Annotated in this window: 17 protein-coding genes; 12 read left to right on the forward strand and 5 right to left on the reverse strand. The window is 38.4% G+C overall.

Translation table 11 applies throughout. The features are described from left to right. Positions 1–49 precede the first annotated feature (49 nt). The 8 genes from MB14_RS18285 to MB14_RS19030 all read left to right on the forward strand — a co-directional run bounded on the left by MB14_RS18285 (position 50) and on the right by MB14_RS19030 (position 7699). Positions 50–3007 carry a hypothetical protein gene (locus MB14_RS18285; protein ID WP_062594176.1) on the forward strand — a complete coding sequence of 986 codons (2958 nt, stop codon included), beginning with the start codon at positions 50–52 and terminating at the stop codon, positions 3005–3007. Positions 3008–3112: 105 nt separating this feature from the next. Then, positions 3113–3574 carry a hypothetical protein gene (locus MB14_RS18290; protein ID WP_062594182.1) on the forward strand — a complete coding sequence of 154 codons (462 nt, stop codon included), beginning with the start codon at positions 3113–3115 and terminating at the stop codon, positions 3572–3574. 3 nt (positions 3575–3577) lie between these two features. Then, complete coding sequence (locus MB14_RS18295; protein ID WP_062594183.1) at positions 3578–4438, forward strand: hypothetical protein; 861 nt, start codon at positions 3578–3580, stop codon at positions 4436–4438. 44 nt (positions 4439–4482) lie between these two features. After that, positions 4483–5418, forward strand: coding sequence for a hypothetical protein (locus MB14_RS18300; RefSeq protein ID WP_062594184.1), 936 nt, complete (start codon positions 4483–4485; stop codon positions 5416–5418). Between the two features lie 317 nt (positions 5419–5735). Further along, positions 5736–6257: a hypothetical protein gene (locus MB14_RS18305; RefSeq protein ID WP_062594186.1), complete on the forward strand. Its 522-nt coding sequence runs from the start codon at positions 5736–5738 to the stop codon at positions 6255–6257. Between the two features lie 33 nt (positions 6258–6290). After that, a complete protein-coding gene (locus tag MB14_RS18310; protein ID WP_062594188.1) occupies positions 6291–6677 on the forward strand; it encodes a hypothetical protein in 387 nt (128 codons plus the stop codon). A gap of 3 nt (positions 6678–6680) precedes the next feature. Next, a complete protein-coding gene (locus MB14_RS18315) occupies positions 6681–7439 on the forward strand; it encodes a hypothetical protein (RefSeq protein WP_062594190.1) in 759 nt (252 codons plus the stop codon). Positions 7440–7510: 71 nt separating this feature from the next. Then, a complete protein-coding gene (locus MB14_RS19030; RefSeq protein ID WP_132644138.1) occupies positions 7511–7699 on the forward strand; it encodes a hypothetical protein in 189 nt (62 codons plus the stop codon). 6 nt (positions 7700–7705) lie between these two features. Here MB14_RS19030 and MB14_RS18320 read toward each other — a convergent pair whose 3' ends face one another. Beyond that, positions 7706–10429, reverse strand: a complete 2724-nt coding sequence (locus MB14_RS18320) for an outer membrane beta-barrel protein (RefSeq protein ID WP_172796120.1) — start codon at positions 10427–10429, stop codon at positions 7706–7708. 106 nt (positions 10430–10535) lie between these two features. Continuing rightward, positions 10536–13499, reverse strand: a complete 2964-nt coding sequence (locus MB14_RS18325; protein ID WP_062594194.1) for a TonB-dependent receptor — start codon at positions 13497–13499, stop codon at positions 10536–10538. Positions 13500–13798: 299 nt separating this feature from the next. Here MB14_RS18325 and MB14_RS18330 point away from each other — a divergent pair, with 299 nt between their 5' ends. The 4 genes from MB14_RS18330 to hemB are packed head-to-tail and all read left to right on the forward strand — an operon-like array spanning position 13799 to position 16022. Then, entirely contained in the window at positions 13799–14437 is a 639-nt protein-coding gene (locus MB14_RS18330; protein WP_062594195.1) for a DUF2975 domain-containing protein, read from the forward strand. Then, positions 14437–14652, forward strand: a complete 216-nt coding sequence (locus MB14_RS18335; protein WP_062594199.1) for a helix-turn-helix domain-containing protein — start codon at positions 14437–14439, stop codon at positions 14650–14652. The genes MB14_RS18330 and MB14_RS18335 overlap by 1 nt, the downstream gene beginning before the upstream one ends. Next, the gene (locus tag MB14_RS18340; protein WP_053224796.1) at positions 14649–14987 is read left to right on the forward strand and encodes a DUF4870 domain-containing protein; all 339 of its coding nucleotides are present in this window, start codon (positions 14649–14651) and stop codon (positions 14985–14987) included. Before MB14_RS18335 ends, MB14_RS18340 begins: the two co-directional genes overlap by 4 nt. Before the next feature lie 60 nt (positions 14988–15047). Further along, positions 15048–16022: a porphobilinogen synthase gene (gene hemB / locus MB14_RS18345; protein ID WP_062594200.1), complete on the forward strand. Its 975-nt coding sequence runs from the start codon at positions 15048–15050 to the stop codon at positions 16020–16022. 261 nt (positions 16023–16283) lie between these two features. Here hemB and MB14_RS18350 read toward each other — a convergent pair whose 3' ends face one another. The 3 genes from MB14_RS18350 to MB14_RS18360 form a co-directional block, all read right to left on the reverse strand. Further along, positions 16284–17381: a fatty acid desaturase family protein gene (locus MB14_RS18350; RefSeq protein WP_062594201.1), complete on the reverse strand. Its 1098-nt coding sequence runs from the start codon at positions 17379–17381 to the stop codon at positions 16284–16286. 230 nt (positions 17382–17611) lie between these two features. Continuing rightward, positions 17612–17986 (reverse strand): co-chaperone GroES, encoded by a 375-nt coding sequence (locus tag MB14_RS18355; protein WP_062594202.1) that lies wholly within the window; start codon positions 17984–17986, stop codon positions 17612–17614. 127 nt (positions 17987–18113) lie between these two features. Further along, a complete protein-coding gene (locus MB14_RS18360; protein WP_221405517.1) occupies positions 18114–24185 on the reverse strand; it encodes a collagen-binding domain-containing protein in 6072 nt (2023 codons plus the stop codon). Positions 24186–24252 lie beyond the last annotated feature (67 nt).

The raw sequence follows: 24252 nt of genomic DNA on the forward strand, positions 1-24252 counted from the left end.
CCAAGGCTTGATTTATAATGGCCCTGATTGACCACTAAATGCTGTACTCATGAAAAACTTCATCTTACTCTTATTTCTGCTTTATGCTTTTTCTGCAAAGGCTCAATTATTTGAAGCGGTTACTTTAGAATCTAAAGGAGTAAAAGGTAAAGCCACCAGTATTGTAAATACATACTATGAGTTTGTGGCTGAAAAAGGCCTTCAAAAAGCCATAATCGAAACTGAGAAGTATGATGAAAAAGGCAATTTGATAAGCATTAGCCGAGATGAACTATTGACTGGCAATAAGTATGAATACAGTTATGAATTAGATAAAAAGGGAGTTTTGGAAGTAGAGAAAATCTCGAACGGGGCTACTGGCTTAAATCTGCGCAACACCAAGTATGATTATAAAAAGGGCTTTTTAACTACAACTACACAAGTACAAGGTTTAATTACTACGGTTAAAAATTATAGCTATAATAACAAGGATCAGCTAATAGCAACAGAGGTGCTCGAAAATGGTGAGTGGAAAGGAGCGATATACACAGAAAGAGATGAGCTAAATAGAATTACTAAAACCTCTCAAAAACTTCAAGGAGAAGATAGTGCTAGGGTTATTTCTATATATGAGTATAAAGATGAGGGAGGAAATGAAGTAACTGGCGAAACCCGCGCAACTGCAAATGGTACATTCACCATCATTACGCTAACCGATAAAACAACAAAGCTTAAAGTACAAGAAACCACTAAGAACTTAGGGAATAACCAGCAATCTGTTTTGAAGCATTACTATGAAAGTGATGCTCAAGGAAGCTGGATTAAAAGTGAGGTATTAGATGAGCAATTTGGAAGGTCTAGTTTAGTCTTACGCAAAATCACTTATGCCGATGGACAAATTACGGGTAGGACTGAAATGGTTCCAGAAGACAATAGAGCACAATATTTTAGACAATATTCTAATGTAAGTGTAGCTATTAACGGTAAAATAGTACCCGCTACCAGTCCTAACCTTATTTCTGGTACGGACGATTACATTACTTATGTAACCTCAATAAATGCTACGGTTATATTAAAGGGCTATAACAAATCATCGAATCATACCACCTGGCATGAGGGAGTAATTGTATCTCATAATCCTGAAGATATTTTCTGGGCAGGTGGGCCTAATTACCCAACTATTTTCCAAAAAGGGCTTATTGTAACAACGGGAAAATACAGGTATGATGTAGGGACTAATAGTATTAATTATTTAACCAGTCAGAATAAATCATTCTTGGCTATTAAAGGGGCAGAAGAAAAGCCTGGGCTTAAGAAGGCAGAGTTATTAGAAGATAATCGGTTTTGGGCTAAAATGACAGATAGTACCTATGTTTTGGTTTCAAAAGGTTTTGGTGTAACTATCAGAAAACAACTAGAACTAGATGGAGGGGATAAGTTGATATTGTCATACCTTGGTGGGGCTGATGGTTGGTTTATCTTGCCTGATTATAGAACAAAATTTGATGAAGGTAAGCCAGGTGATATACACAATACGGAATACTTAGAGGAGCCTCTTAAGCAATTAAAAGAGCGCTATCCCTCTATTAATTTTACCAGTATTGTTTATGACAACCTTCCCCAAAATAAATATCGATTAAAAACGGTTGATGGCACCGTAGTCTCTGGTATTGCCGAAACAGCCACTTGGGCTCCAGATAAACAACAAGTTCTATACTTTCCGCTTACTTCGTCATATTATAGGTTAGATGGTTTTTATGATAAAGCAGATGATAAGGAATTTACAAATCAACCTGTAACCTTACTGTCAAAGGGCGAGAAATCGATTTACTACTTATATAACGAGAATAAGAACATCACCTACTTTGTAGGAGGCACACGTTTAATCAAGAGTAATTTAGGTTCTCGTAAATTGTATGCCGATCAGTTAAAATACGGTGCAGTAGTTTATGATTCAACCACGAACGCGAGCTACGGCATGCAATACGATTTGAATGGAACAACTAAGATTGGCCCAATGAAGGCTTTGCCTTGGAATTCAGCTCAAACCTATATCATGAAATTTGAAAAGGGGCAATGGGTCATTTTTGAAAAGGGTGAGGGAATTGGTAATTATGATTACAGTCTAATGGATGGTGATGATGTTGTTCATTTTTATACCAATGCGCTGAATGTAGTGAAGGCTTATCGTTTCAAAGGCTTTAAAAATATTGAACCAGACGATTTTCTACCAGCTGAGTTGGTGCCAGATAATGAGGTGGCAAGTTTAGCAACTAAATTAAAAGTGGACCCTTCAAAGCCTAAAGAAAAACCAGTAGTTAAAAAAGCTCAACCAAATACTTTTAAGAGAATAGGAAATACCTATAACCTATGGGACGGAAACGGAGAGCCAGTGGTAGACTATTTGCAATTTTTTGGTAACCTAGGTAGCCCCGATGCCTATGTGCGTGATACAGCAAGAAGTATAACCTACGAGCTCAAGGACTATTTTACCCAAGATAATATAGAAGGCACAAGTAGAATAGTTATGGGGCCTACCGACTATAAGGTGTTAAAATGGGGTGATAAAAATGTTGCGTTTTTCATAAATGGAAAATCGATAGTTGATGTAAAGCGTGTATATGTAAAGAACCAAGTAGAGTCGGAAATGTGGGCCGAGGTGATTTATGATAGGCATAGCGACTCCACTTTTTTTGCCGAGTATCCGCAAAAGGAAGGGTTCTATTTTGGCGCGCTAAATAAGCTTCTGGCCGATAATGAAAAAACTGTTTTAGTTAAGCAGAAGGACGGTAAGTTCACATTAATTGTAGAAGGGGTGATTGAAAAAAATACAAACTTTACAACAGAGCTATATCAAGGAGATCTTATTTATATCGACAATAGCGGAACACAGAAAGTATACAGATTTAAGGGCTTCGAAAAAGCTGAATACTTAGGGCTTATTCTTCCTGAAGCCATCTCTCGATCTGAATTAGATGAGCTGTTGAAGAAAATAAATGCCGAAAAGGGTAAGGGCGGAAATGAATAATAACTAACCTGTCCGTGCTAGCACGGACGCTAAAACCCTTAGTAGGCTGTATGTTGTTGCAGGTTTGTTTTTCTCAGCTTTGAGAAGAACAAAAAAACTGCAACAATGAAAAAACAACTCGCAATTCTAGCTTTCGCAGCATTAATTTTTACGGCATGTGGAGAAGATGACAAACCTACTGCAGACGACTGTGGAGGTGAAGTATGCACTGCCACTGTAGGCACAGATGAAACTGCCGCTACCGTACCTGCAAACCTTCATGGTACTTTCGTTACAAAACTAACTTATGCAGAATCTAATTCACCAGTAGCTTTAGGTACAGAAGCTACATTCACTATTTCAGCTACCAAGCTTGTCGTATCTATCGATGGTAGAGACTGTTTTAGTATAGAAAATGCAGTTCATCGCTTTGGTGCCACTCCAACTTCTGGCAACTACACATTCAAAGCAGCATGTATTGACGATATCGCTTTCAATATTTCTGCCAATACCGATGGGTCATTAAATGAAATCAATTTAGAGAAAGCGAGCGGAACAGGTTTTTACGGTCAGTTTACGGTGAAATAAGCCATGAAAAAGGTTCTTACTATCGGTTTTCTGATCGGCCTTTTTGGTCATTCTATTTATGGTCAAGGCTATGAAGTGTTAAATGATGACCCTTCAAAGCTTATCAAAGGACATGTTGCCTTAGAGTATTTGACTGTTGATTCAGGAATGGACAATGTAAGTGGATCCTATGTTTGGGCACTAGGGGTTAACATCTTTTACCCTTTGTTGCCTTCACTCGGTTTAGAAGGAAGTTTAAGAACCCCTTTGCTTAAAATCGATTCTTCTGGAGACCTAGCCATTGCGGCGGAGGCGGGTGTAAGCAAAAATTTATTTTCGAAAACTAAATTAAAGCAAGACCTCAAAGTACTTATGAGCTTCAGTCAATCCAGTTCATTTCGTACTACAACCACAAGAACCAGTACGCTAACTATGCCAGGCCATGTGAGAACTGAATACTTTGTTCGTGGTGGAGGCTATTTTAGAAATAGCAGCTATGAGTCTACCGAGGCGGGACTTACTTCTGGCCTAAGTACAATCACACATTCAGGCGGTTATGCTGGAATAGGCATTTCAAGAGGTACTTTTTTTCAGTTTAAGAGTGAAGAAACTCAAGAAAGCTTTGCCCTCGGAAGCATCTTTAAATTCTATGCAGATGTGCTCATTTTGCCTACCAGTATAAAAAACCCTGCCTACGATGACTCTGACTTTATTGGCTGGAGGCTAGGGGTGAAATGGTATAATAGCCCATACAGCAGCGAAAATAATTTTGGAAGGAAAAAGGGTTTTTTCGGGAATATGTTTGCCATAGGAGAACTAGGTACCCGGCCATATGAAGGTGCAGTAATTACTGCTTCGGTAGGCTACATCATCAAGAAATTCTAAGCAGGTCAGCTTGCTTAAAAGATTACATTTTAAACACATCCACCATGAAAAAGTTAACTCTATTATTAATGCTTGCAGTAGCCACCATTGGCTTAAATGCACAAACAGACTGGTCTAAAGTAGACTTTGTGAAAAAGTATAATGTTAAGACAAAAATACCGGGAGGTGTTGCCAAGTCTTTAAAAAGTGAACCCACTTTCTTGAATGATTACTCTATTACGCAGGCTTCACTGATGAAAGGAAAATCTCAAGCAGGAGTCATGCAGAAACAAGGGGTCGGTTCGGTGTTTGGCGAAGCGGCTTTGGCTGGAGTAAGCGCTGAGGCTCTTCAGAAACTTGTAGATGAGTTGCACGCTCAGTTTGTAGCTGAGTTGAAAGGTATAGGATTGAATATTACCGATGGCCAAGAAGTAATTGATAATGCAAATTCAAACGGAAAGGCTGACCGGAAAAACTCGATCATTGGTAAAACCGATGGTACTGTGATGTATGAAAAAAGTGGACTTTTAGATAATACTCCAGACATTAAAGAACAAAATACATTTAGGCCGAATAACAAAAATGTGTTCTTAACAACAGCCAAGGTACCTGGTAATTTTTACAATAACGAAGCTAAAAAGGCCAACGTCAATATGATTAGCATTAGCTATATGATTCGTTTTGCTTCTTTTGATGGTAGTAAAAACACGAACAGAAACACTTTAACTACTTCTGCTGGTTTGTCTATTCAACCAACAATTTCAATCATCAACCCAAAAGCTGCTTGGGGTTGGGTTGCATTTAACAAGCAAATTGAAGGCAATAATGACTGGAGTAAGGGTTTGGTAGAAACTGATTCAAGAGATGGTTCTTTTTGGGGGCTTTCTTCAAAAGGTGAGTATTCTATCCACGCAGATGAAGCCAAGTATATAGAAGAGTTAAGACAAATTGTGCTTAATGCTCAAAGGGCCATTGTGGCCGAAATTAAAGCTAGTTTGTAATAAAAATAACTGCATTCCAGAAGGGAAGCGTTTGTTGATTATTGATTGAAACCCTAGCAAAGCCACACTGTGATTGAGGTTCTTGGTGTTGGCTTGCGCTATGGTTCTGTCAGTATACCAAGATTATTTTTGGCTCGAGTTGGGTGCCTTAAATAGTGGTCGATTCGGAAAGCCTCGGGAGCGAGGCTTTCTTGCTTATTAAGCGGGTCAGTGCTAGCACTGACTCGCTTTTGCCTTTTAAAAGGGATGTTAAAAGGCTTCTATATCGTCTAGTTTTATCAAGTAGTTAATGGGTTGAAGCCCCAAATAGTTTAGCTATGGGAACTTACTTGAATCGGATTAGTGCTTTTGATAAGGAACAGGTTTACACATTAGACGATGGAGCTATCTCCAACGAACATTCAAAATGGGACCTGAAAGATGTTCATGGTGTTCACCTTAGCTTTAAGCCAACGAGGCATTACGGTAATATTTATCAATGTGCAATAGAAACAAGGTCGGGTAAAATTGTTTTGAGCAACCGAAGGTATATTGGGCCTGCAAATTTTGAGTATCAATCGGATGATTATCGTCAGTTTGTAAGTTCCTTGTTGCAGCGCTTAGAAGTGAATGGACTAACAAACTTTAGTTCAGGTAAGTCTAAGTCTACTTATTGGCTAGAGGTTATTGCCTCAACCATCTTTTTTGGGCTTATGCTTATTGTTTTGACCATGTTTGGTGCATGGATTATTGCCCTTAGTTTTTTAGCCATACTCTTTTTTAGGCTTGTTCCTTACTATAAGAAAAACCGCCCTGTGGTTTTCTCAGCCGGACAAATACCCAGCCATATTCTACCCTAAAAACCGATTTTATAACACCATAAAAATAGAAAAATGAAAAAGGTACTATCTGGAATTTTCCTTGTGATTGCTGTAATCACATACTTCGTTTTTAGCTCCTCGGGCTATGGAGAAAAACTAGAATTTAATGGCACAGACGTTTACTACACTGATTTGGTAACAGAGGCTGATGCCCAAAGACTTGGTGAGTACTTGGTCGATTCTGAGTTTGCCGATGGCAACGGAAAATCTGTTCAACTGACCAAAAGAGACTCTACCTATCTGTTTAGAATGGTGGTGATTGATGGCGTAACTGAAGACAGCACAAAAGATATAAGCTTTAAAGCTTTGGCCATGCTTATTTCAATGCAGGTATTTGATGGCGCCCCAGTTGAATTAGAAGCATGTTCCAATACTTTTGAAACCCTTCGTACCTATTAGAAAATGAGAGTTACTGAAAAACCTCGATTTACAATTGCAATATTTGGGTTAAGCCTTTTAATGATTGCAGGCCTTAGCGCTTGCATCTTAATGGTGGTTTTTATGTCTGTCGATGGAGTAACCCTTGATAAAGGCATGGTTCTTTTTCTAGGAATACTGATTACCACATTCAGCCTAAAGGCGATTATAAAGAATAATCGTGGTTACAGCCAGCAGAGAGCAGAGGATGTGAGGAATGGCGATGAGGAAGTTGTTACCAAATGGGAGATCGATTCAGAACAATGGAGGCGCTTTTATAAAGCTAAATATGAAGATAGCATCAGAGATGCTTCTGGTTTTGGCTGGGCTGCCGCTGCATTAATGGGGATTGTTTCAGGGTTTTCGCTTTGGAATAGGCTTGAGTTAATAGAGGTGATAGTATGTATAATACTTGTTTCAAGTATTTCCTTTCTAGTGGGTAAATATTTGGCAATTCTGAAGGCGAGATCTGATTTAAATAGGCAAAGCCAAATTCAAGTGGCCGAAATCCATTTTGCCAAATCCTCCATCATTTATAACAGTAAGCTTATTCTTGTGAATGAGTTTGGGTATCGTCCGAATCAAATTACAATCCAAGAGCAATTCAATATGAATGTGATGGTATTTACCATTGAATCTGGAATAGGTCATAGGAAATCAAGCCTGAGTTATTCAATCCCAATACCATCTGATAAGGCAGAAGAAGCAAAAAAGTTGGTTTCTTATTACAACCAAATTACCTAAATTAAAGTGATTAAGATATCTGGCAGAATTGTTGTAAACAAGTCCTGTTAGTTATCAACCTTAAACCACTAATGAGAAGAATAATCAACCTTTGTTTTGTGTTGCTAGCCATTGCTGCGGTGATTTATGGCCTAATGGGACGCTATTCTAACTATAAGGCTACCAAAGAATCTCACGCCATGGAATTGCTAAAGAATCAATCTGAAAAAAATAGTCTGATAACAGATTCGAGTAAAGAGGAGGAGGCCGCACCTTATTAAATCTTTCTATTTAGCCCCACCAAACTTATTCAGTTTGTATCCTAGCCTAAACCTAAAAACTTGGCGCAACACATTGGTCTCAGAGTTTTGAATGTATTCCGAAGTTACATTTCTATTAATCACCGAACTTTGCTGAAGTAAATCATTGGCAGTTATGCTAAAATCCATTTTCTTTTTGAAGAAAGACTTACTCAACGACATGTTCCAAATAAGTTGACTCGTACCATCAATATTACCCACCTTACCGTTTTGTTGATGGCCAAGAGAAGTAGTAAAGTATATGCCACTTTCCGACTTGTACGCAGCGCGTATCACAGAAGTCATTTGAGAGTAACGTCTGTTTCCGGCTTCATTAGTCGGGTTTTTTACGTTTGAAAAACCCGGCCTTACGCTTAACGATACATCGAGCTTTTCGCTAAAATTACTGTTGATAGCAAGGCCAACCCCATAATTAGCATTTTCTGAAACTTGAATTACACCGTTTAAGAATTGAGGGTTTCTGCTGAAGCTGGCCGAACCACTAAGGTTAACATTGATCTTCCATTTTTCTATTGGCTTTGAAATATTGATGTTCCCGTTCATATTTCTTCTGCCATCCATATTTACTGGCATACTTAATCTTGCGCCTACGGGTAGCTCAACACCATCAGGGCTGTTTGTTCCGTTCCCAATTATCGTACTATTTACAATGCTGTTTTCAGTGGTTCCTCCAGATACGTTGAGAGAAATATAAGATTTAGTTTCCCTATTGAATAAGGAATAGGTTAGTCCTAATCTGTTAGAGTAACTTTCAGAGAGCTGTGGGTTGCCTTTTCTTAGAAATAAAGGATTTCTGTTATCCAGTACATCTTGTAATTGGCTGGCCTGCGGAATCCCCATGCTTCGAGAGTAATTCAGCCTTACTTGTTTGCCTTCTTTATTTCTGAAAGAAAAGCTGATATTAGGTAGAAAGCCTTGAAAACCTCTATCAAAGGCAGTTGAAGTAGGAAAGATCTGGTCGTTTTCAATTCTTTGAAGAAGGTATTTTGCGCTCGTTGAAATATTGATTTCCCCGATTTTAAACTGAATTCCCGTACTAAATTCGTCCTTGGTCACTCGATTGTCGAAGTCACTCGATCGTAGTGTATCAATGTCTGTATAATTCGATTCGTTATTATTGTAATTAAGCAGTAGTCGTTCGTCATCCGTTTTGTCTAATTCTCTTCTATAAGCAATCTTCAAGCTCTGTTTTTCTCCGATAGGTTCGGTGTAAGAAACCTGTGTTGAAAACCTTTGACTATAACTTTGAGGTTTGCTGAATTGATCGAAATCTTGGTTACTTACATTACCTGTATTAAAGCGGTTTATAGACCGCACAGAATCGATACTGGTTGACTCGCTTTGACTTAGGCTAGAGTTTATAGAAAGGGTTCTTCCTTTCTTTGCAAATTTATGCCACCAGCTAAAGGTAGTTCCGAAGTTATTTCCATCTCGCTCAGAAAAATTTCGGTTGTCGGTACTATTAATTTCTTCACCATTCATAAAGGTGTTTCCTGTGGTGTGCGATAAATTTTCGGCTTCGCTTAATGAAAAACTCTGTCTTAGCGTAAACCGATTATTATCATTGAGTTTGTATTCTAAGCTTAGCGATGCGCTATGGCCTAGGTTATTGGATTCACGCTCCGATCTTTGATTGTAGACCCTTCCCGAGTCAGCAGCCTGAATGTATTGTTGCGAGGTTTCGTTAATGGATTTCGTGATCGATCCTCTGTAAGAGTAGGAGGCATTTGCTGTAAGTTTTGGAACAATTTCGGAATAATAATAGGTACTAAAATTACTTTGTTGTGATATACCTCCGCTAGCACCTGGTCCACCTACAGACACCATTGTTCTTCCTCCGTCCATTTCAATGTACTGTTGGCTCAGGCCTGAACTTAGGTTGTTAAAACCACCGGTAATCGAAAAACGATCTTTTCCTCGAATAAAATTTATGTTTCCGTTAGCATTATATCGTTCAGGAGGGCTGTAAGTAAGACCCAAATTGGAAAAGTAGCCTCTTCTTTTTTCGGGCTTGGTTACTACATTCAGTACTTTTTCTCTTTTACCGTCATCGTGACCTGTATAGATTGCCTCCTTACTTTTTTCATCTATCACCTGAATTTTACTTACCATATCTGCTGGTAAATTCTTCAATGTAAATTCGGGACTATTCTGAAAAAAGGGTTTTCCGTCTACTATAATTTTATTGATTACTTCTCCCTGAGAAGTCAGTTTTCCATCTTTTACTTCTAAACCAGGCATTTTTTTGAGTAAATCCTCAAGGTTGGCTTCGGAAGTTGTTTTATATGCAGAGGAGTTAAATTCAACGGTGTCCTGCTTCAAAACTACAGCAGGGGCAATGCCCTCCACACTTACAGAGTCAAGAAGTGTAAGGTCTTCTCCTAGAAATATTCGACCCAAATCGATTGATTCATTATTGAACTCGAAGGTTTTAGAGAAGGGCTTAAAGCCTACATAGGTAATGTCGATTTTGTAGGTGCCTTGGCTCAGTTTCGAAAACTTAAATTCGCCTTGTTCTGATGTGGTTGTGGCTTTGTAAGTACTGTCCTTTTGTTGCAGAAGTATCACATTGGCTAAATAAAGGGGCTTTTGTTCTGCGCTGTCTAGCACTGTGCCAGAAACTGTAGCCTCTTGAGATATGCAATATGAAAAGCACAAGATTGAGTATAAAAAAATAATAACTAGTTTCATGAATTGTGACCTTGTCATGAAACTAGTTATTAATATTCGAAAACTTAAATTTTAGTTTGTTAAAATTAAAACTTAATTTTTAGATCCTTCCCTGCGAAGGTTGAATTTAGTACATATCGCCTGTTCCAATTCCGCCACGGCCGCCTCTAGCTCCACCAGCACCTCCTTCATTTCCACCGAAGCGCTGTCTTGGATCAAAACCCTGTCTGTCTTCAAGATTAGGAACAGTTCCACTGCCAAAGCTTCTGATGTTGAAGGTGAAAGTTAGCATAACATACTGGGTAAGTATTTGCGAGTAACTATCTTGAATATAAGATCCGTTAATGCTTCTTGAAATGCGCTGATTTTGCTTTAAAAGGTCAAATACTGTCAGTTTCAATTCAGCTTTGTCTTTAATTAGCTTCTTGCCAAACTCCATGTTCCAAACCAAATAACTCTGGTTAAAACCATCGCTAAGACCTGGGTTAGCGGTATGGTTTACTTCAGACCTGAATACAAAGCTAGGTCCAAAAATCCAGTTCAATCTCAAGCGTGTTGATTGCGTAAAAGCCTCAGTGTTGGTCTGACTTTGAACCGTATTGCTGGTAGTGCTATAGCTAGAATTACTAGAAAGCGTGAAGTCAACTTTCTCACTAATGTTACTACTAAACACTGCTCCCAAACCTATACTAGGAGAAGAAGAGTGGTTCATTACTGAGTTAATCATTTCAGGCGTACGGCTGTAATTTCCAGTAACTGTTAAGTTCAAGTTCGATTTAACCCAGCCCATTGGAAGACCAAATGAAAGGAAACTTCTAACACTATAATAACCTCCCAAATTCATTGGTTGAGAATATTGTGCTCCTGGCTCTAATGTGATATCACCCACTACTGTGTTTTCTCGTGAAGCTATAATGGTATTGTTACCAATGTAGTTATCAGAGTAAGTAGTGTTCAGTGTTGCGAAAAATGTAGTTGATTTTTCTGTATTTGTTTTAGTATATCTAATTGTTGCGTTGTGCTGGTAGTTTTGGTCTAGGTTTGGATTACCAGCACTAATGAAAAGCGGATTTGAGTTATCAATTACGTTTTGCAATTGACTTACCGATGGAGCTTGCGTACTCGCTCTGTAGCTAATATTTATGTTTTCAGTACGACCTACACTATAACGGTAATTGACATTCGGAAGAAAGTTATTGAACGTTCTCTTAACATTATCTTCCGTTGGGAAAGTTTGCTTATTATCTAATGAAGCCATTTGATAGTTTGCACTCACCGATAGATTGGATTTTGTACCTCTTAGGTTATAGCCTAAAGATGCCCCGTGAGTAATGTAGTCATTTTTAAAAATGTTACTCAAAGGAATGTTAAGGTCTGAATATTGACCTGTACTTTCATTAAAATCATAAGTTTCCTTGTTAGAGTCATTGTATTGATAACCATATTGGTAAGTCAATAACAGCTGACTGTTGTCAGTTATTGGCTCAGTAAATGTAGCATTTGCTCTGAGCGTTACTCCTGGCTGGTCTAAGGTTGCACTTTGTCTGAAATCTTGACTTTCAGGGTTTCCTTGGTCGTCATAGAAAACGTTTTCTGACAATAAAAGACTTTCTCCAGTGCTTTTATTAAGCGCAGTGTTTACGTTAATCGAAAACGTCCTGCCTCTTTTCTCAAATGAACGTCTGTAAAGAATATTGTTAGAAAAGTTATAGGCTGTTAAATCACTTGAGTTTTCAGTGTTTGTAGTATTCAGCACATCGTCATTCAACATTGTAGTTCCATACAAAAAGGAAGAACCAACGTTATCTTGTAGTGTAAGCTGTGGTCTAATTGTTAAAGAGTTTTTCTCATTGATTGTATAGTCAATCTTTGCGCTAAACCTATGGTTAATATTGGTGCTTGGCGAAATTGTGTTCTCGTCATAAGTCTGACCTTCATTTTGAGGTAATGTATACTGTCTGAAAATTGATTGGTCAGAGTTGTTACTGCTTTCGTTATAGAAATAGCTTCCAGAAAAATCGAGTTTCTGATTTGGTTGATATGAATAATTGATTCCAAAGGCTTTGGTTGTAGAAATACCACCTTGCGATCCCACTAAGAAATCGCTGGTATTACCACCGTTAGAGAAGCCACCGCCTCCTCCACCAGCGCCACCTCTGCCGCCACCAGCACCACCTCTGCCACCGCCAGCGCCACCTCGACCGCCTCTGCCTCCACCAGCAGTTATTCCTAGTAAGTCACTAGTAGAAAAATTCTGAATGTTGATATTGTTGGTTTGAGCTAAAATTGTAGTTCTACTTTTTGGTCTGAAAAGGTTGATGCTTCCACCAATGTTATAGGTTTCGTCTGTTCCTGCGCCAGCGTATACTTTTCCAAATTCGCCATTACTCATACTTGCTTTGGTGATGATGTTTAAAACTTTAGAAGTTTCACCATCCATAAATCCAGTAAACTGAGATTGGTCACTACCTTGATCGTAAACTTGAATTTTCTCTATAATTTCAGCAGGTAAATTTTGCAAAGCGGCACTTGGATCGTTTCCAAAAAACTCTTTCCCGTCTACAAGTACACGTGTTACATTTTCTCCTTGGGCCTGAACCTGACCGTTAACTACCATAATTCCAGGCATTTTCTCCAAAAGATCTTGGGCATTGGCATCTGGATTTACCTTATAAGCTGCGGCATTCATAATGGTAGTATCTCCATTTTGTTCAACCCGGTCTACAAGACCTTCTACAGTTACTCCTTCCAGCTGTTTAATGTCTTCCGATAGCAAAATTGTGCCAAGGTCATAAGTACTACCTGCAATGGTAATGTCTTTTTTGAATTCGTGATAACCTACAAATGAGATTTTAAAAGCATAATTACCATCAGGAAGTCCTGTAATTCTAAACTCACCATTTAGGTCACTTATTTGCGCCTTCATGGTTGCGTCTGCTTTGTTTGTAATACTGACAGTTGCAGCCACCATGGGTACACGGTCGGCACTATCGAGAACAGTTCCTTTCACTACCCAAAACTGCGCTTGGGCGCTGCTTGCAAAAGCTAGGAACAAAAAAATAATTGCGGTTCTGATGACTTGATTTTTCATATTGGCACTTTGACAAAGGATTTATGAAAAGGTTTATTGTACTTTTTTTTCGTTGTCTTACGGTAATTAATTATTGTTTAACGATAAATAATTTCTACATTTGAAAAAAATGAAAATATGAATGTCTCGAAAGCATCTTTATGGCTAACTAATATTTTGATGGGAATGGCAATAGCTTGGTTCGTACTCTTAGTTGGTGTTTAGTTTATGAAGGTGGGTTTAGGCTTCGAAAAGAGGCCGCGTGACAATTCGAAATTTACAGCAAGAATAGAACTTAAAACAGATAAAGACTTAACGATATGAAAAGAAAAAATACATTGATCAAAATCTGCATTGTTTTTTTAACTATTGCTCGTTTTGTAATGGTAATTGGTTTAGTAATGGTGCTCTATTATGGAATTTTCGAAAATACAGAGAAGTACTTTACTGTTCAGATTAGTCGTGAGAATTACGAAAATGTACAAGTTGATGAGGGACTTATTGTTAAAACAGCATATGAAAATTCTATAAAAGGGGCAGAGCTCAAATCGACAATTAAGAACTATGTTATATCATTCAATACGGGCTATCGAATAATGATTTTATTAGCACTGACGGTTGTAATGGGTTTTTCTGTTTACTTTATCCATACCCTTCTTCAGTTTGTGAAATCGGCATTGGGAGAGGGGTTTTTCAGTGTAGAAAACGTTTTAAGAGTTCGAATGATGGGTTTTATTTTAATCGGACTCGGTCTTGTGGATCTATTGATGAACCTTTGGATTAGTTATATTGCAGGCCAGTATTTTGAACTGGACAAGTCGGCTTCCAAAACGATTGAAGTAAGTTTTTCACCAGATGTGTTTAGTAGTACAATTTTTATTGGTTTAATTGTGCTAGTCGTTGCCCAAGCGTTCGATCACGGTTTGAAGTTGAAAGAGGATAAAGAATTGACAATCTAGTGGCCATTATTATTAACTTAGATGTGATGCTGGCCAAGCGAAAAATGCAAAGTAAAGAACTTGCAGAGCAGATTGGAATTACTTTGGCTAACCTTTCTGTTTTAAAAACAGGAAAGGCGCGAGCAATTCGATTCACTACACTTGAAGCAATCTGTGAGGTGTTGGATTGCCAACCAGGCGATATTTTAGAATATAAAAATGATGATGAATTATGACAAGTGAAGAAAGACCATGGGTTTTGGGGTCACATATTGGAACCTTGCTAGGCTACGCTGTTGCGTTTGGGAGTTTTATAGTGCCACTGATTATTTGGCTTTCAAAGAAAGAAGAATCTGAAGTGATTGCCATGCATGCCAAAGCGTCTTTGAATTTTCAGCTTTCAATGTTGCTTTACACCTTCATCGCAGGCATTGGAATATTCTTTCTTATTGGAATTCCATTTTTGATCATCATTCCAATTGTGAATTTAATCTGTGTAATTCTGGCTACTATCGAAGCTGATAAAGGTAAGCTGTATAGATATCCTTTATGCATTAATTTTGTAAAGTAGAGCCACAAATAATTTTGAAGTTTTCTGAACCGAAAGCTTAGCATTTTCATTTATTACTGCATGAACATCCGTCCAAGAAGAAATAGAAAGTCAGAAGCCGTTAGGCGAATGGTGGAAGAAACCAAAGTGACCACCGATGATTTTATTTTTCCTTTGTTTTTGCTCGAAGGAGCCAATGATAAAGTTGAAGTAGACTCAATGCCAGGTATCTACCGCTTGGGTTTGGAGAAGATATTGAAAGAAATTGAAGCCTGTTTAAAGCTCGGGATTAATGCTTTCGATGTGTTCCCGGTGGTGCCAGAACACTATAAGGATAAAGCGGCAACCAAGAGCTTCGATCCAAATTTCTTTTATCAAAAGGCCTTAAAACGAATTAAGTCTGAATTTCCAGAGGCTGCTATAATGACGGATGTAGCTTTGGATCCATACAATTCTGATGGTCATGACGGTTTGGTGAAGAATGGCGAAATCCTAAATGATGAAACCCTTGAGGTGTTGGGGAAAATGGCCTTGGCTCAGGCCGAAACGGGTATCGATATCATTGGCCCATCTGACATGATGGATGGACGAGTAGCCTACATTCGTGAGGTGTTAGATGATAATGGTTTCAAGAATGTTTCCATTATGTCGTACACCGCGAAATATGCCAGTGCTTTTTACGGTCCTTTCAGAGATGCACTAGATTCGGCCCCCAAAAAAGGAGATAAGAAAACCTATCAGATGAATCCGGCTAATCAGAGAGAAGCCTTAATAGAGGCGGATTTAGATGTAGAAGAAGGTGCCGATTTTTTAATGGTAAAGCCAGCTTTGGCTTATTTGGATGTAATTAAGTTGTTGAAAGATAACTACGCTCAGCCGATTGCTGCCTATAATGTTAGTGGTGAGTATGCAATGCTAAAAGCGGCAGGAATGAAAGGTTGGCTTGACTATGACCGCGCCATGATGGAAACGCTTTTGAGTATTAAGAGGGCAGGAGCAGACGTGATTTTAACCTATCATGCTAAGGAATTTGCACTCTTGACCAAAGGCAAATAGGACTGCTTAAACTTATTTCATCAGGTTAGAAACACCTGCTAAACAGTTCAAAATACGATTGATTAAATAGACTCTTGGTGTATCCATTTATAGGGACTTGGTCTCTTTATGGAATTACAATCCTTTCCTTGAAATCCGTGTTTACTGAAATGGTGGCTTTATTTACCAATAGCCAGCTAATATTGGGCACTAAAAAACCTACTGAAAACAATAGATCAATTCTAAAGATTTCAGTAGGTCAATTATCGTATTAATGCTGATTTAAGCTAGCTGGTTACGTCCTAAACTTTTTAACATTTTAGCGTGGGCCGCAACAGCAGAAAAGAAACTCTTTTCGGAATTGTAAGGAAGTCCGTATTCTTTAGTGGTTTCCATCACAATCTTAGATATTTTTTTATAATGAACATGGCAAATGTTCGGGAACAAATGGTGTTCAATTTGGAAGTTCAACCCGCCTACATACCAAGAGAATAGTTTGCTTTTAGGGGCAAAATTTGTGGTGGTGAAAAGCTGATGTACTGCCCAGTTAGTTTCTAAGTTGCCAGTATCATCCGGAATTGGGTATTCAGATGTAGGCATAACATGCGCAGGTTGGAAAATTAAACCTAAAGAAAGCCCTGTAATGAAATGCATGATAAAGAAGCCCAATAAAACTACCCAAGTTGGGGCAGGAATAAAGATTAACGGCAATACTAAAGCGTATCCGTAATAAACTATTTTAGAAATGATTGTTTCGATTAATACGCCAGTATAAGTTCTTTTTTGAGCCTTTAGGAGGCCTAGTTTTTTGTATCGGTAGAGTTGTTTAAAGTCCTTTGTAGTTAACCATAAGAAAGTCATTAGACCATACAAGAACCAACCATAGATGTGCTGAAGTTTGTGAACCTTCAATAGTGGAGCATGAGGAGATAACCTCATTAGTTTACCTGGATCAATGTCTTCGTCCATACCTTCAATATTGGTGAATGAATGGTGGAGAACGTTGTGTTGTACTTTCCAGTTAAAGGCACTTGCCCCAATAATATTCATTACATAGCCCATGTATTTATTTACATGCTTATTTTTTGAATAAGCACCATGATTGGCATCGTGCATAACGGAAAGACCAATTCCCGACATCCCAATTCCCATAATAGCCCACATCAACAGTAGAATCCATGTGTTGGTAATTAGACCAGAGAGCATAAATGCGTAAGGGGCAAAGTAGAGCAAAAACATTACAATGGTTTTTGTAACCATTGTGGTGTTTCCATAAACTGAAATTTCATTGGTTTCAAAGTACTCTTTGACCCTTTTACGGAGATCGCTGATGAATTCAGCCTGATTACTCCGTGAAAATTTAATTGCTTTATATTTCATATGATGTTTTTGAACAAGCTTTTGATTTCAACCTGCTGTTTTTTCGCAATGTTCACTCAGAACGGCCTTTTGTTAAAACGACTCTGACTAAATATTGAGGTTTTTATATGTAAAGATAACTGACTGATTCAGTAATGGCAAAACTCATTTTTTTAACTGGTTAAAGAACAGATGAGTTTGGCGTTTATTGTTGTCTGAAATTCTTTTTAGTATTGTTCATCTTTGTCTATTTAAAGAATCTCATCCCTTTCAAGCATTAGAATAGATGACTGAGGAACAATGTAGAGTTTCTCATTACCATACATTATTTCAATGGCTCCTCTCTGAAGGAAAATAGCCAAGTCTCCTTCTTCTACCTGCAATGGGATATATTTTACTTTCTCCTCATTGTCTTTCCATGGTTCATCATCTTCAAATGGGATTGGGATTGGATATCCAGAGCCAACTTTAATGATATACCCGCTTCGAACTTTCTCCTTTTCTTGAATTCCTGGAGGAAGATACAAACCGCTTGCTGTTTTTTCAGCTTGTTTCTTAGGCCTAATCAATACACGATCTCCAATAATGATAAGGTTTCTAAGCTTATTGTCTGCTGTCAATTCCATAATCTAACTTTGAGTTACAAATATAAGTTCAAAGTGTCAGTTTTAATTGATGAGTAGGGGATGGCATAAATAAAAAAGAGGATCAACTAAAAAGTTGATCCTCTTCTGTACTGCTAAAAGAATAGGCTTATTTCTTAATCATTAGCTTCTTGCTTTCAATATATCCTGCAGTTCTTAATCTTATAATATAGATACCTTCTTTTACAGATGATGCATCAAATACTACAGTATATTTTCTGTCGATTTCTGCATTTTCCTCAAACAAGGTATTGCCAACCTGAAGACCTTTAGTATCGAAAATGGCTACCGTAACAGGTCCGTCTTGGTTTACATTAAATGTAATATTAGCCAAATCAGATGCCGGGTTAGGGTAGGTACTTACTTCGAACTTGATCTCAGTATTTATATCAGTATTCTCTCCTGTGGCTTTAGCAGCGATACCTTTAGAAGAGGCTGTGATATTAAAGCTACATGAGCCTAGGCTAGCACCAAGTGCTAAATAGTTTTCAGCTTCTTCTTGAGTTACACAGTAGGTCTGTCCATTATAGCAAATTGTAACATTACCTGTCCAGTTGATGGTATCAACATTGCAACCGCTACTGTTACCTCCACCATCGTTGTTTCCATCTTCGCTCGGAAGAGAACATGTGAAACCTTCGCCATCAGTATAGGCAACCACTTTAAATGGTCCAATCTCTGATCCTAAGATGTTGATAGAACAAGAAGTATGTACTTCGTAGCTTGTCCAATCCACCATCAGCATTGTTTTAGACTCCAATCTGTCGTGTTTATCGAAGCCTTCTACAACAAGGGTGTCTCCATATTGAACATTGTAATAAGTTTCAATTAGGTAGTCCATTTTCTTGTTGTAAGCCTTAACTGTTTTTCCAGATTGGCCTTGATAAACAACAGTAAAGTTTTCCATTCTGCCTTCACACTGACAATCTGAACCAGGAGTGCTTCCGTTGTCATCGTCATCATCGTGGCCACAAGTACTGTTGTGAGTGTGATTGTCATCATCATCGTCATCTCTATAGTTGTCGTCATCGTCATCATCTCGGTAATTGTCGTCATCATCATCATCACCATAAGTATAACCACCTGAATGACTTACGATAGGGGCAACGCTTCCAGTGAAATTGGCTGTTGATGGAGTTCCATTTCCAGAACAAGTAGCCCCGTCACCATCCGTAAATTCGATTACAGTAAATGGCCCATAGGTTTCACCCATGATATTGATTGAACATGATGTATGAATTTCATATTTAGCGCTACCAATTTCTAAATAGGTCTTACTGTCTAGTCTTCCTTTATGATCAAAACCTGTTACCTGAATTTCTTCACCATTTTGAACATTGTTGAAAGTTTTAATGACTGTCTTCTTATCTTTTTTGTACGCTTTGATGGTTACACCAGAGAAACCGTTATATACAACTGTGAAGTTTTTCATTTTACCTTCACACTGGCAATCGAATACTTCGCCATTGTCACCACCACCATTGTTGTCATCATCATCGTCATCGTTACCGCCTCCGTTTGATCCTCCAGGAGCATTGTAATCATCACAACGAACATCGATTACATTGATGGTGAAGCTTTCAGTAGTAGAGCAGCCGTTTGAATCAGTTACAACTACAGTGTAGGTAGTGGTAACCTGAGGAGCTACAGTAACAGTGTTTTCAAATGAACATGCTATTTCTTCGTTTGGAGACCAAGTGTAAGTGTAATCACCACTTCCCCCAGTAGCATTTGCTTGTAGAACCGCAGTTTGCTCACCAAAACCTAGGTAGATGGTGTTTGCGTCACCATAACCGGTTAATGTTTGCTCTGTGGTTACTACTTTTTCAACCTCAATAGCTGTTGGTGAAGTTAAGGTAATACTCTTTTGGATCTGAGTTCCGTTGTTATCAGTTACAGTCACACTATATGTACCAGCTTCAACACCGTTAAGGTCTTTGCTGGTTGAACCATTGCTCCATAAGTAAGTGTATGGACCACAACCTCCAGTTACTGCCAGCATTACTTTTCCATCCTCAGCACCACTACATGTAGTGTTGTATATGCCAGAAGCAGTAGTATAAGTATCTGCTTGAAGCACTACATTCATAGGGCTCGCTTGAACCGTAACATTAAAGCTTGTAGAAACAGAGTTTCCGCCAGCATCAGTGGCAGTGTAGGTTACTGTTGTAGTCCCTACAGGGAACACGTCTCCAGGGTTATGAGTGCTAGTTAATGTTACATTACAGTTATCAGAAACCACAGGTACTGTCCAGTAAGCTTGTAGGTTACAATTTCCATTTTCTGCCTGATATACTTTGTTAGTAGGGGCACTAGTGAATACTGGTGCAATGTTGTCAACAATGGTAACAGTAGCTGTTTTAGTACTTGTGTTACCGTTGTTATCAGTAACAGTAAGAGTAACAGTGTTATCACCAAGGTTAGAACAATCGAAGCTTGTTTTGCTTACTGTTATACTTTCAATACCACAATTGTCCGAAGAGCCATTGTTAATCTGAGCTGCTGTAATAATTGCGTTTCCGCTAGCATTAAGTGATACTGAAATATCCTGAGTAATTACATTAGGAGCAGTATTGTCAACCACAGTAACAATAGTTGTAGCAGTAGCAGAGTTTCCGTTAGCATCAGTTCCAGTTAATGTTACAGTCTGCGTACCTAGGTCACTGCAGTTGAATGATGTTTTATCAACAGATAGAGTAAGGTTACAATTATCAGAAGAACCGTTGTCAACCTGAGCAGCAGTAATGTTTGCATTTCCGTTGGCATCAAGCGCTACTGTAATGTCTTTCGCAAGAACAGTAGGGGCTGTATTATCTTCTACATCCACAGTTATACTAAAGGTAGTTGTATTGCTTCCATCAGTAGCTGTCCATGTGATTACTGTTTGTCCTACATTAAGGCTTACACCAGATAAATCAGTTCCAGAACCTGTAGTAGCACCAGATAAGGCATATGATAAATAAAGGTTTGCACAACTATTGTCGCCAATTGATGGGGTGAACTCATTACCAGCAACTGTATAAGCACAATCTTCAGTGTTTCTTGAAACAGTTTCTCCATCTTCGATGGTCTCAGTACTGCTGTTGTTTTGAGATCCAATAGTTCCTGCAAAAGCAAACATATGAGTTTCTCCACCATGCTGAGTCATCGACTTGGCAATGATTTGACCAGAAATATTATTCCAGCTTGTTTTGTTGATTTCTGCGTAAGGAGCAAGTAAAGAGCCGATAACAGAGCCATTGCCTTGAACCTGAAGGAAAGTAGTATTGTAGAAGTTGTATATAATATAAGGAGCTACATTCTCACCAATTCCTGCTGAGTTGTAAACATTCCAGTTTAGACTACCAGGGCTGTTCACATTAATAACCAAAATTCTATCTTGATTTGGCTGATTATTGAATGTAAAAGTTGAAACTCTGTTAAGGTCGTCTCCTGTCAGATTTAACACATTAACACCATCATGTAAATTGATTTTCACTTGATTAGGTAAATTGGTGTTACTGATTGATTGGCCATTAGCATTGGTCAAATCTGCGTTATTTTCTAACTGACTTAAGGCCAAAGAATTCGTTTCTAATTGAGCAAAAGCTTCATTAAAATCTATCAAGCCAGATTCAAAAACTGGATTGTTGCTTGCACTAACACCTAATTGTTGAGCATTTGCTTGTAGTTCAATTAGAGGGCTGCTGTAATAATTGTTGTCTTTGGTAATACGGATTGGAGAGTAGGCATTATTTCGATCCTGGTACCAAACCTTAGAACCATTTGCGTTACCAATTTTAATATATCCGTATTGGTTTACTTTTAATGAATAACCTCCACTGTAGTTCACTTTTCCGCCTACAAGAAGGGACACTGGAACATTGTTTACTTTAAAGCTACCAAGGCTGTTTGTAGATACTTGGAAATATCCATTATGAGTTAAATCTCCTCCAAGCGCAACAGCTCCTTCTGCTTCATTTTGCTTAAGTGTAAGGTTATTTTTAATGAATATATTAAAGTCCATTGCTGGTGCAGTAGGGTTCATTGCTGCAGATGAAGAACCACCTACTCCTGGGCCAATCCAAACTGGAGCCACATTATCAATAACAGTTACTGTAATGCTTGTATTAGAAGAATTTCCATGTGAATCAGTCGCAGTTATCGTTACTACATTTTGACCAAGGTTTGTACAATCAAAAGAGGTTTTACTAATAGACAAAGTAACATCTCCACAGTTGTTAGACGTAATAGACGTTATGAGCTGCTCTTGAGTTAGAGATGCAGATCCATTCTCATTAATTTCAATAGTAATGTTGTCGGCTACAATGGTAGGCGCAATATTGTCAACTACAGTTACTGTGGCAGTGGCCATAGTAGCATTTCCATTAGCATCAGTTCCAGTTAATGTTACGGTCTGCGTACCAATGTCATTACAGTCGAATGATAATTTATCAATAGAAAGTGTAAGGTTACAATTATCAGAAGAACCATTGTCAACCTGAGCAGCAGTGATATTTGCATTTCCGTTGGCATCAAGCGCTACTGTGATGTTTTTCGCGAGAACGGTAGGGGCAGTATTGTCTTCTACATCCACAGTTATACTAAAGGTAGTTGTGTTACTTCCGTCAGTAGCTGTCCATGTAATTACTGTTTGTCCTACATTAAGGCTTACACCAGATAAATCAGTTCCAGAACCTGTAGTAGCACCAGATAAGGCATAAGTTAGTGAAACATCTGCACAACCGTTATCAGTTACCGCAGGTGTAAACTCAGGACCTTGCACTTCATAAGTACAATCATCTGCATTTCTAACTACTGTACTACCTTCTTCGATCTCTGTAGTTGTTCCACTAGTGATTGTTCCGCTGAACCCAAACATGTGGTTTTCACCAGACAGTTGAGTAAATGATTTACCAATTACCTGCCCAGATATGTTGTTATGGCTTGTTTTATTAATGAAGGCAAAAGGAGCGAATACAGTACCTATAATAGAACCGTTTCCTTGAATTTTAACTGTGGTACTATTATAGAAGTTATATAAGATATATGGTGAAACGTGTTCGCCAATTCCTCCTGTGTTATATACATTCCAGTTAAACGTACCTGGGTTATCAACATTGATAATCAATATTTTACTTTGGCTTGGTTGGTTGTTGAAAGTGAATACTGAAACATTGTTTAAATCACTTCCGGTTACATTCAACACATTTAAGCCATCCTGCAAATTGATTTTCACTTGATTAGGCAAGTTGGTATTGCTGATAGGCTGTCCGTTAGGGTTAGTCAAGTTAGCATTATTAGCCAACTGACTCATAGATAGCGCGCTGGCTTCCATTTGAGCAAATGCAGCTTCAAAATCAATCACGTTAGATTCGAAAATTGGGTTATTCGAAGCGTTTACGCCAAGTTGTTGGGCATTGGCCTGTAAGTGAAGTCTTGGGCTACTATTGTAGTTGTTGTCTTTAGTAATTCGGATAGGGGAGTTGGCACCATTTTGATCTTGGTACCAAACTTTAGATCCGTTAGCATTACCAATTTTTACATATCCATTCTGATTTACCTGAAGAGAGTTTCCACTATTGTAGTTTACTTTTCCACCTACAACAAGAGTTACCGGAACGTTGTTTACTTTGAAGCTACCTGTGCTATTTGTAGAAACCTGATAGCTTCCGTCAATAGATAAGTCACCACCAAGAGCAACCGCACCTTCTGTCTCATTGTTTTTGAATGAAACATTATTTCTAACAAAGACATTGAAGTCCATTGCTGGAGCCGTTGGGTTTTGACTAATTACTGAGCCCGAAGTTGGGTTTGTAAATACAGGGGCAGAAGAGTCTACAACAGTGACAGTGACAGTTTTGGTAGTCACATTTCCACTAGCATCAGTTGCAGTAACTGTTATGGTATTTGTACCTAAATCAGTACAGTCAAAGCTAGTTTTAGAAATAGTAATGTTCACGCTTCCACAGTTGTCATCCCCTACAGAAGTAACAACTTGGCTTTGTGTAATTGTAGCGCTTCCATTTTCGTCAACCTCAACCGTAATGTTATTATTAACAGTAATTACCGGAGCGATATTGTCAATCACAGTTACTGTAGCGGTAGCTGAAGCAGAGTTTCCGCTAGCGTCAGTTCCTGTTAATGTTACAGTTTTATTACCAAGATCATTACAGTCGAATGATGTTTTATCAACAGTCAATGTAATGTTACAATTATCAGAAGAACCGTTGTCAACCTGAGCAGCGGTAATGTTAGCGTTTCCATTA

The sequence above is a fragment of the Roseivirga ehrenbergii genome (genome assembly GCF_001593005.1).
In the GTDB taxonomy this organism is placed as follows: domain Bacteria; phylum Bacteroidota; class Bacteroidia; order Cytophagales; family Cyclobacteriaceae; genus Roseivirga; species Roseivirga ehrenbergii.

Bases quoted from the DNA above. Each gene is read 5' to 3' on its own strand.
- MB14_RS18285 (WP_062594176.1), top strand. From the start codon at position 50: ATGAAAAACTTCATCTTACTCTTATTTCTGCTTTATGCTTTTTCTGCA.
- MB14_RS18290 (WP_062594182.1), top strand. From the start codon at position 3,113: ATGAAAAAACAACTCGCAATTCTAGCTTTCGCAGCATTAATTTTTACG.
- MB14_RS18295 (WP_062594183.1), top strand. From the start codon at position 3,578: ATGAAAAAGGTTCTTACTATCGGTTTTCTGATCGGCCTTTTTGGTCAT.
- MB14_RS18300 (WP_062594184.1), top strand. From the start codon at position 4,483: ATGAAAAAGTTAACTCTATTATTAATGCTTGCAGTAGCCACCATTGGC.
- MB14_RS18305 (WP_062594186.1), top strand. From the start codon at position 5,736: ATGGGAACTTACTTGAATCGGATTAGTGCTTTTGATAAGGAACAGGTT.
- MB14_RS18310 (WP_062594188.1), top strand. From the start codon at position 6,291: ATGAAAAAGGTACTATCTGGAATTTTCCTTGTGATTGCTGTAATCACA.
- MB14_RS18315 (WP_062594190.1), top strand. From the start codon at position 6,681: ATGAGAGTTACTGAAAAACCTCGATTTACAATTGCAATATTTGGGTTA.
- MB14_RS19030 (WP_132644138.1), top strand. From the start codon at position 7,511: ATGAGAAGAATAATCAACCTTTGTTTTGTGTTGCTAGCCATTGCTGCG.
- MB14_RS18320 (WP_172796120.1), bottom strand. From the start codon at position 10,429: ATGAAACTAGTTATTATTTTTTTATACTCAATCTTGTGCTTTTCATAT.
- MB14_RS18325 (WP_062594194.1), bottom strand. From the start codon at position 13,499: ATGAAAAATCAAGTCATCAGAACCGCAATTATTTTTTTGTTCCTAGCT.
- MB14_RS18330 (WP_062594195.1), top strand. From the start codon at position 13,799: ATGAAAAGAAAAAATACATTGATCAAAATCTGCATTGTTTTTTTAACT.
- MB14_RS18340 (WP_053224796.1), top strand. From the start codon at position 14,649: ATGACAAGTGAAGAAAGACCATGGGTTTTGGGGTCACATATTGGAACC.
- hemB (WP_062594200.1), top strand. From the start codon at position 15,048: ATGAACATCCGTCCAAGAAGAAATAGAAAGTCAGAAGCCGTTAGGCGA.
- MB14_RS18350 (WP_062594201.1), bottom strand. From the start codon at position 17,381: ATGAAATATAAAGCAATTAAATTTTCACGGAGTAATCAGGCTGAATTC.
- MB14_RS18355 (WP_062594202.1), bottom strand. From the start codon at position 17,986: ATGGAATTGACAGCAGACAATAAGCTTAGAAACCTTATCATTATTGGA.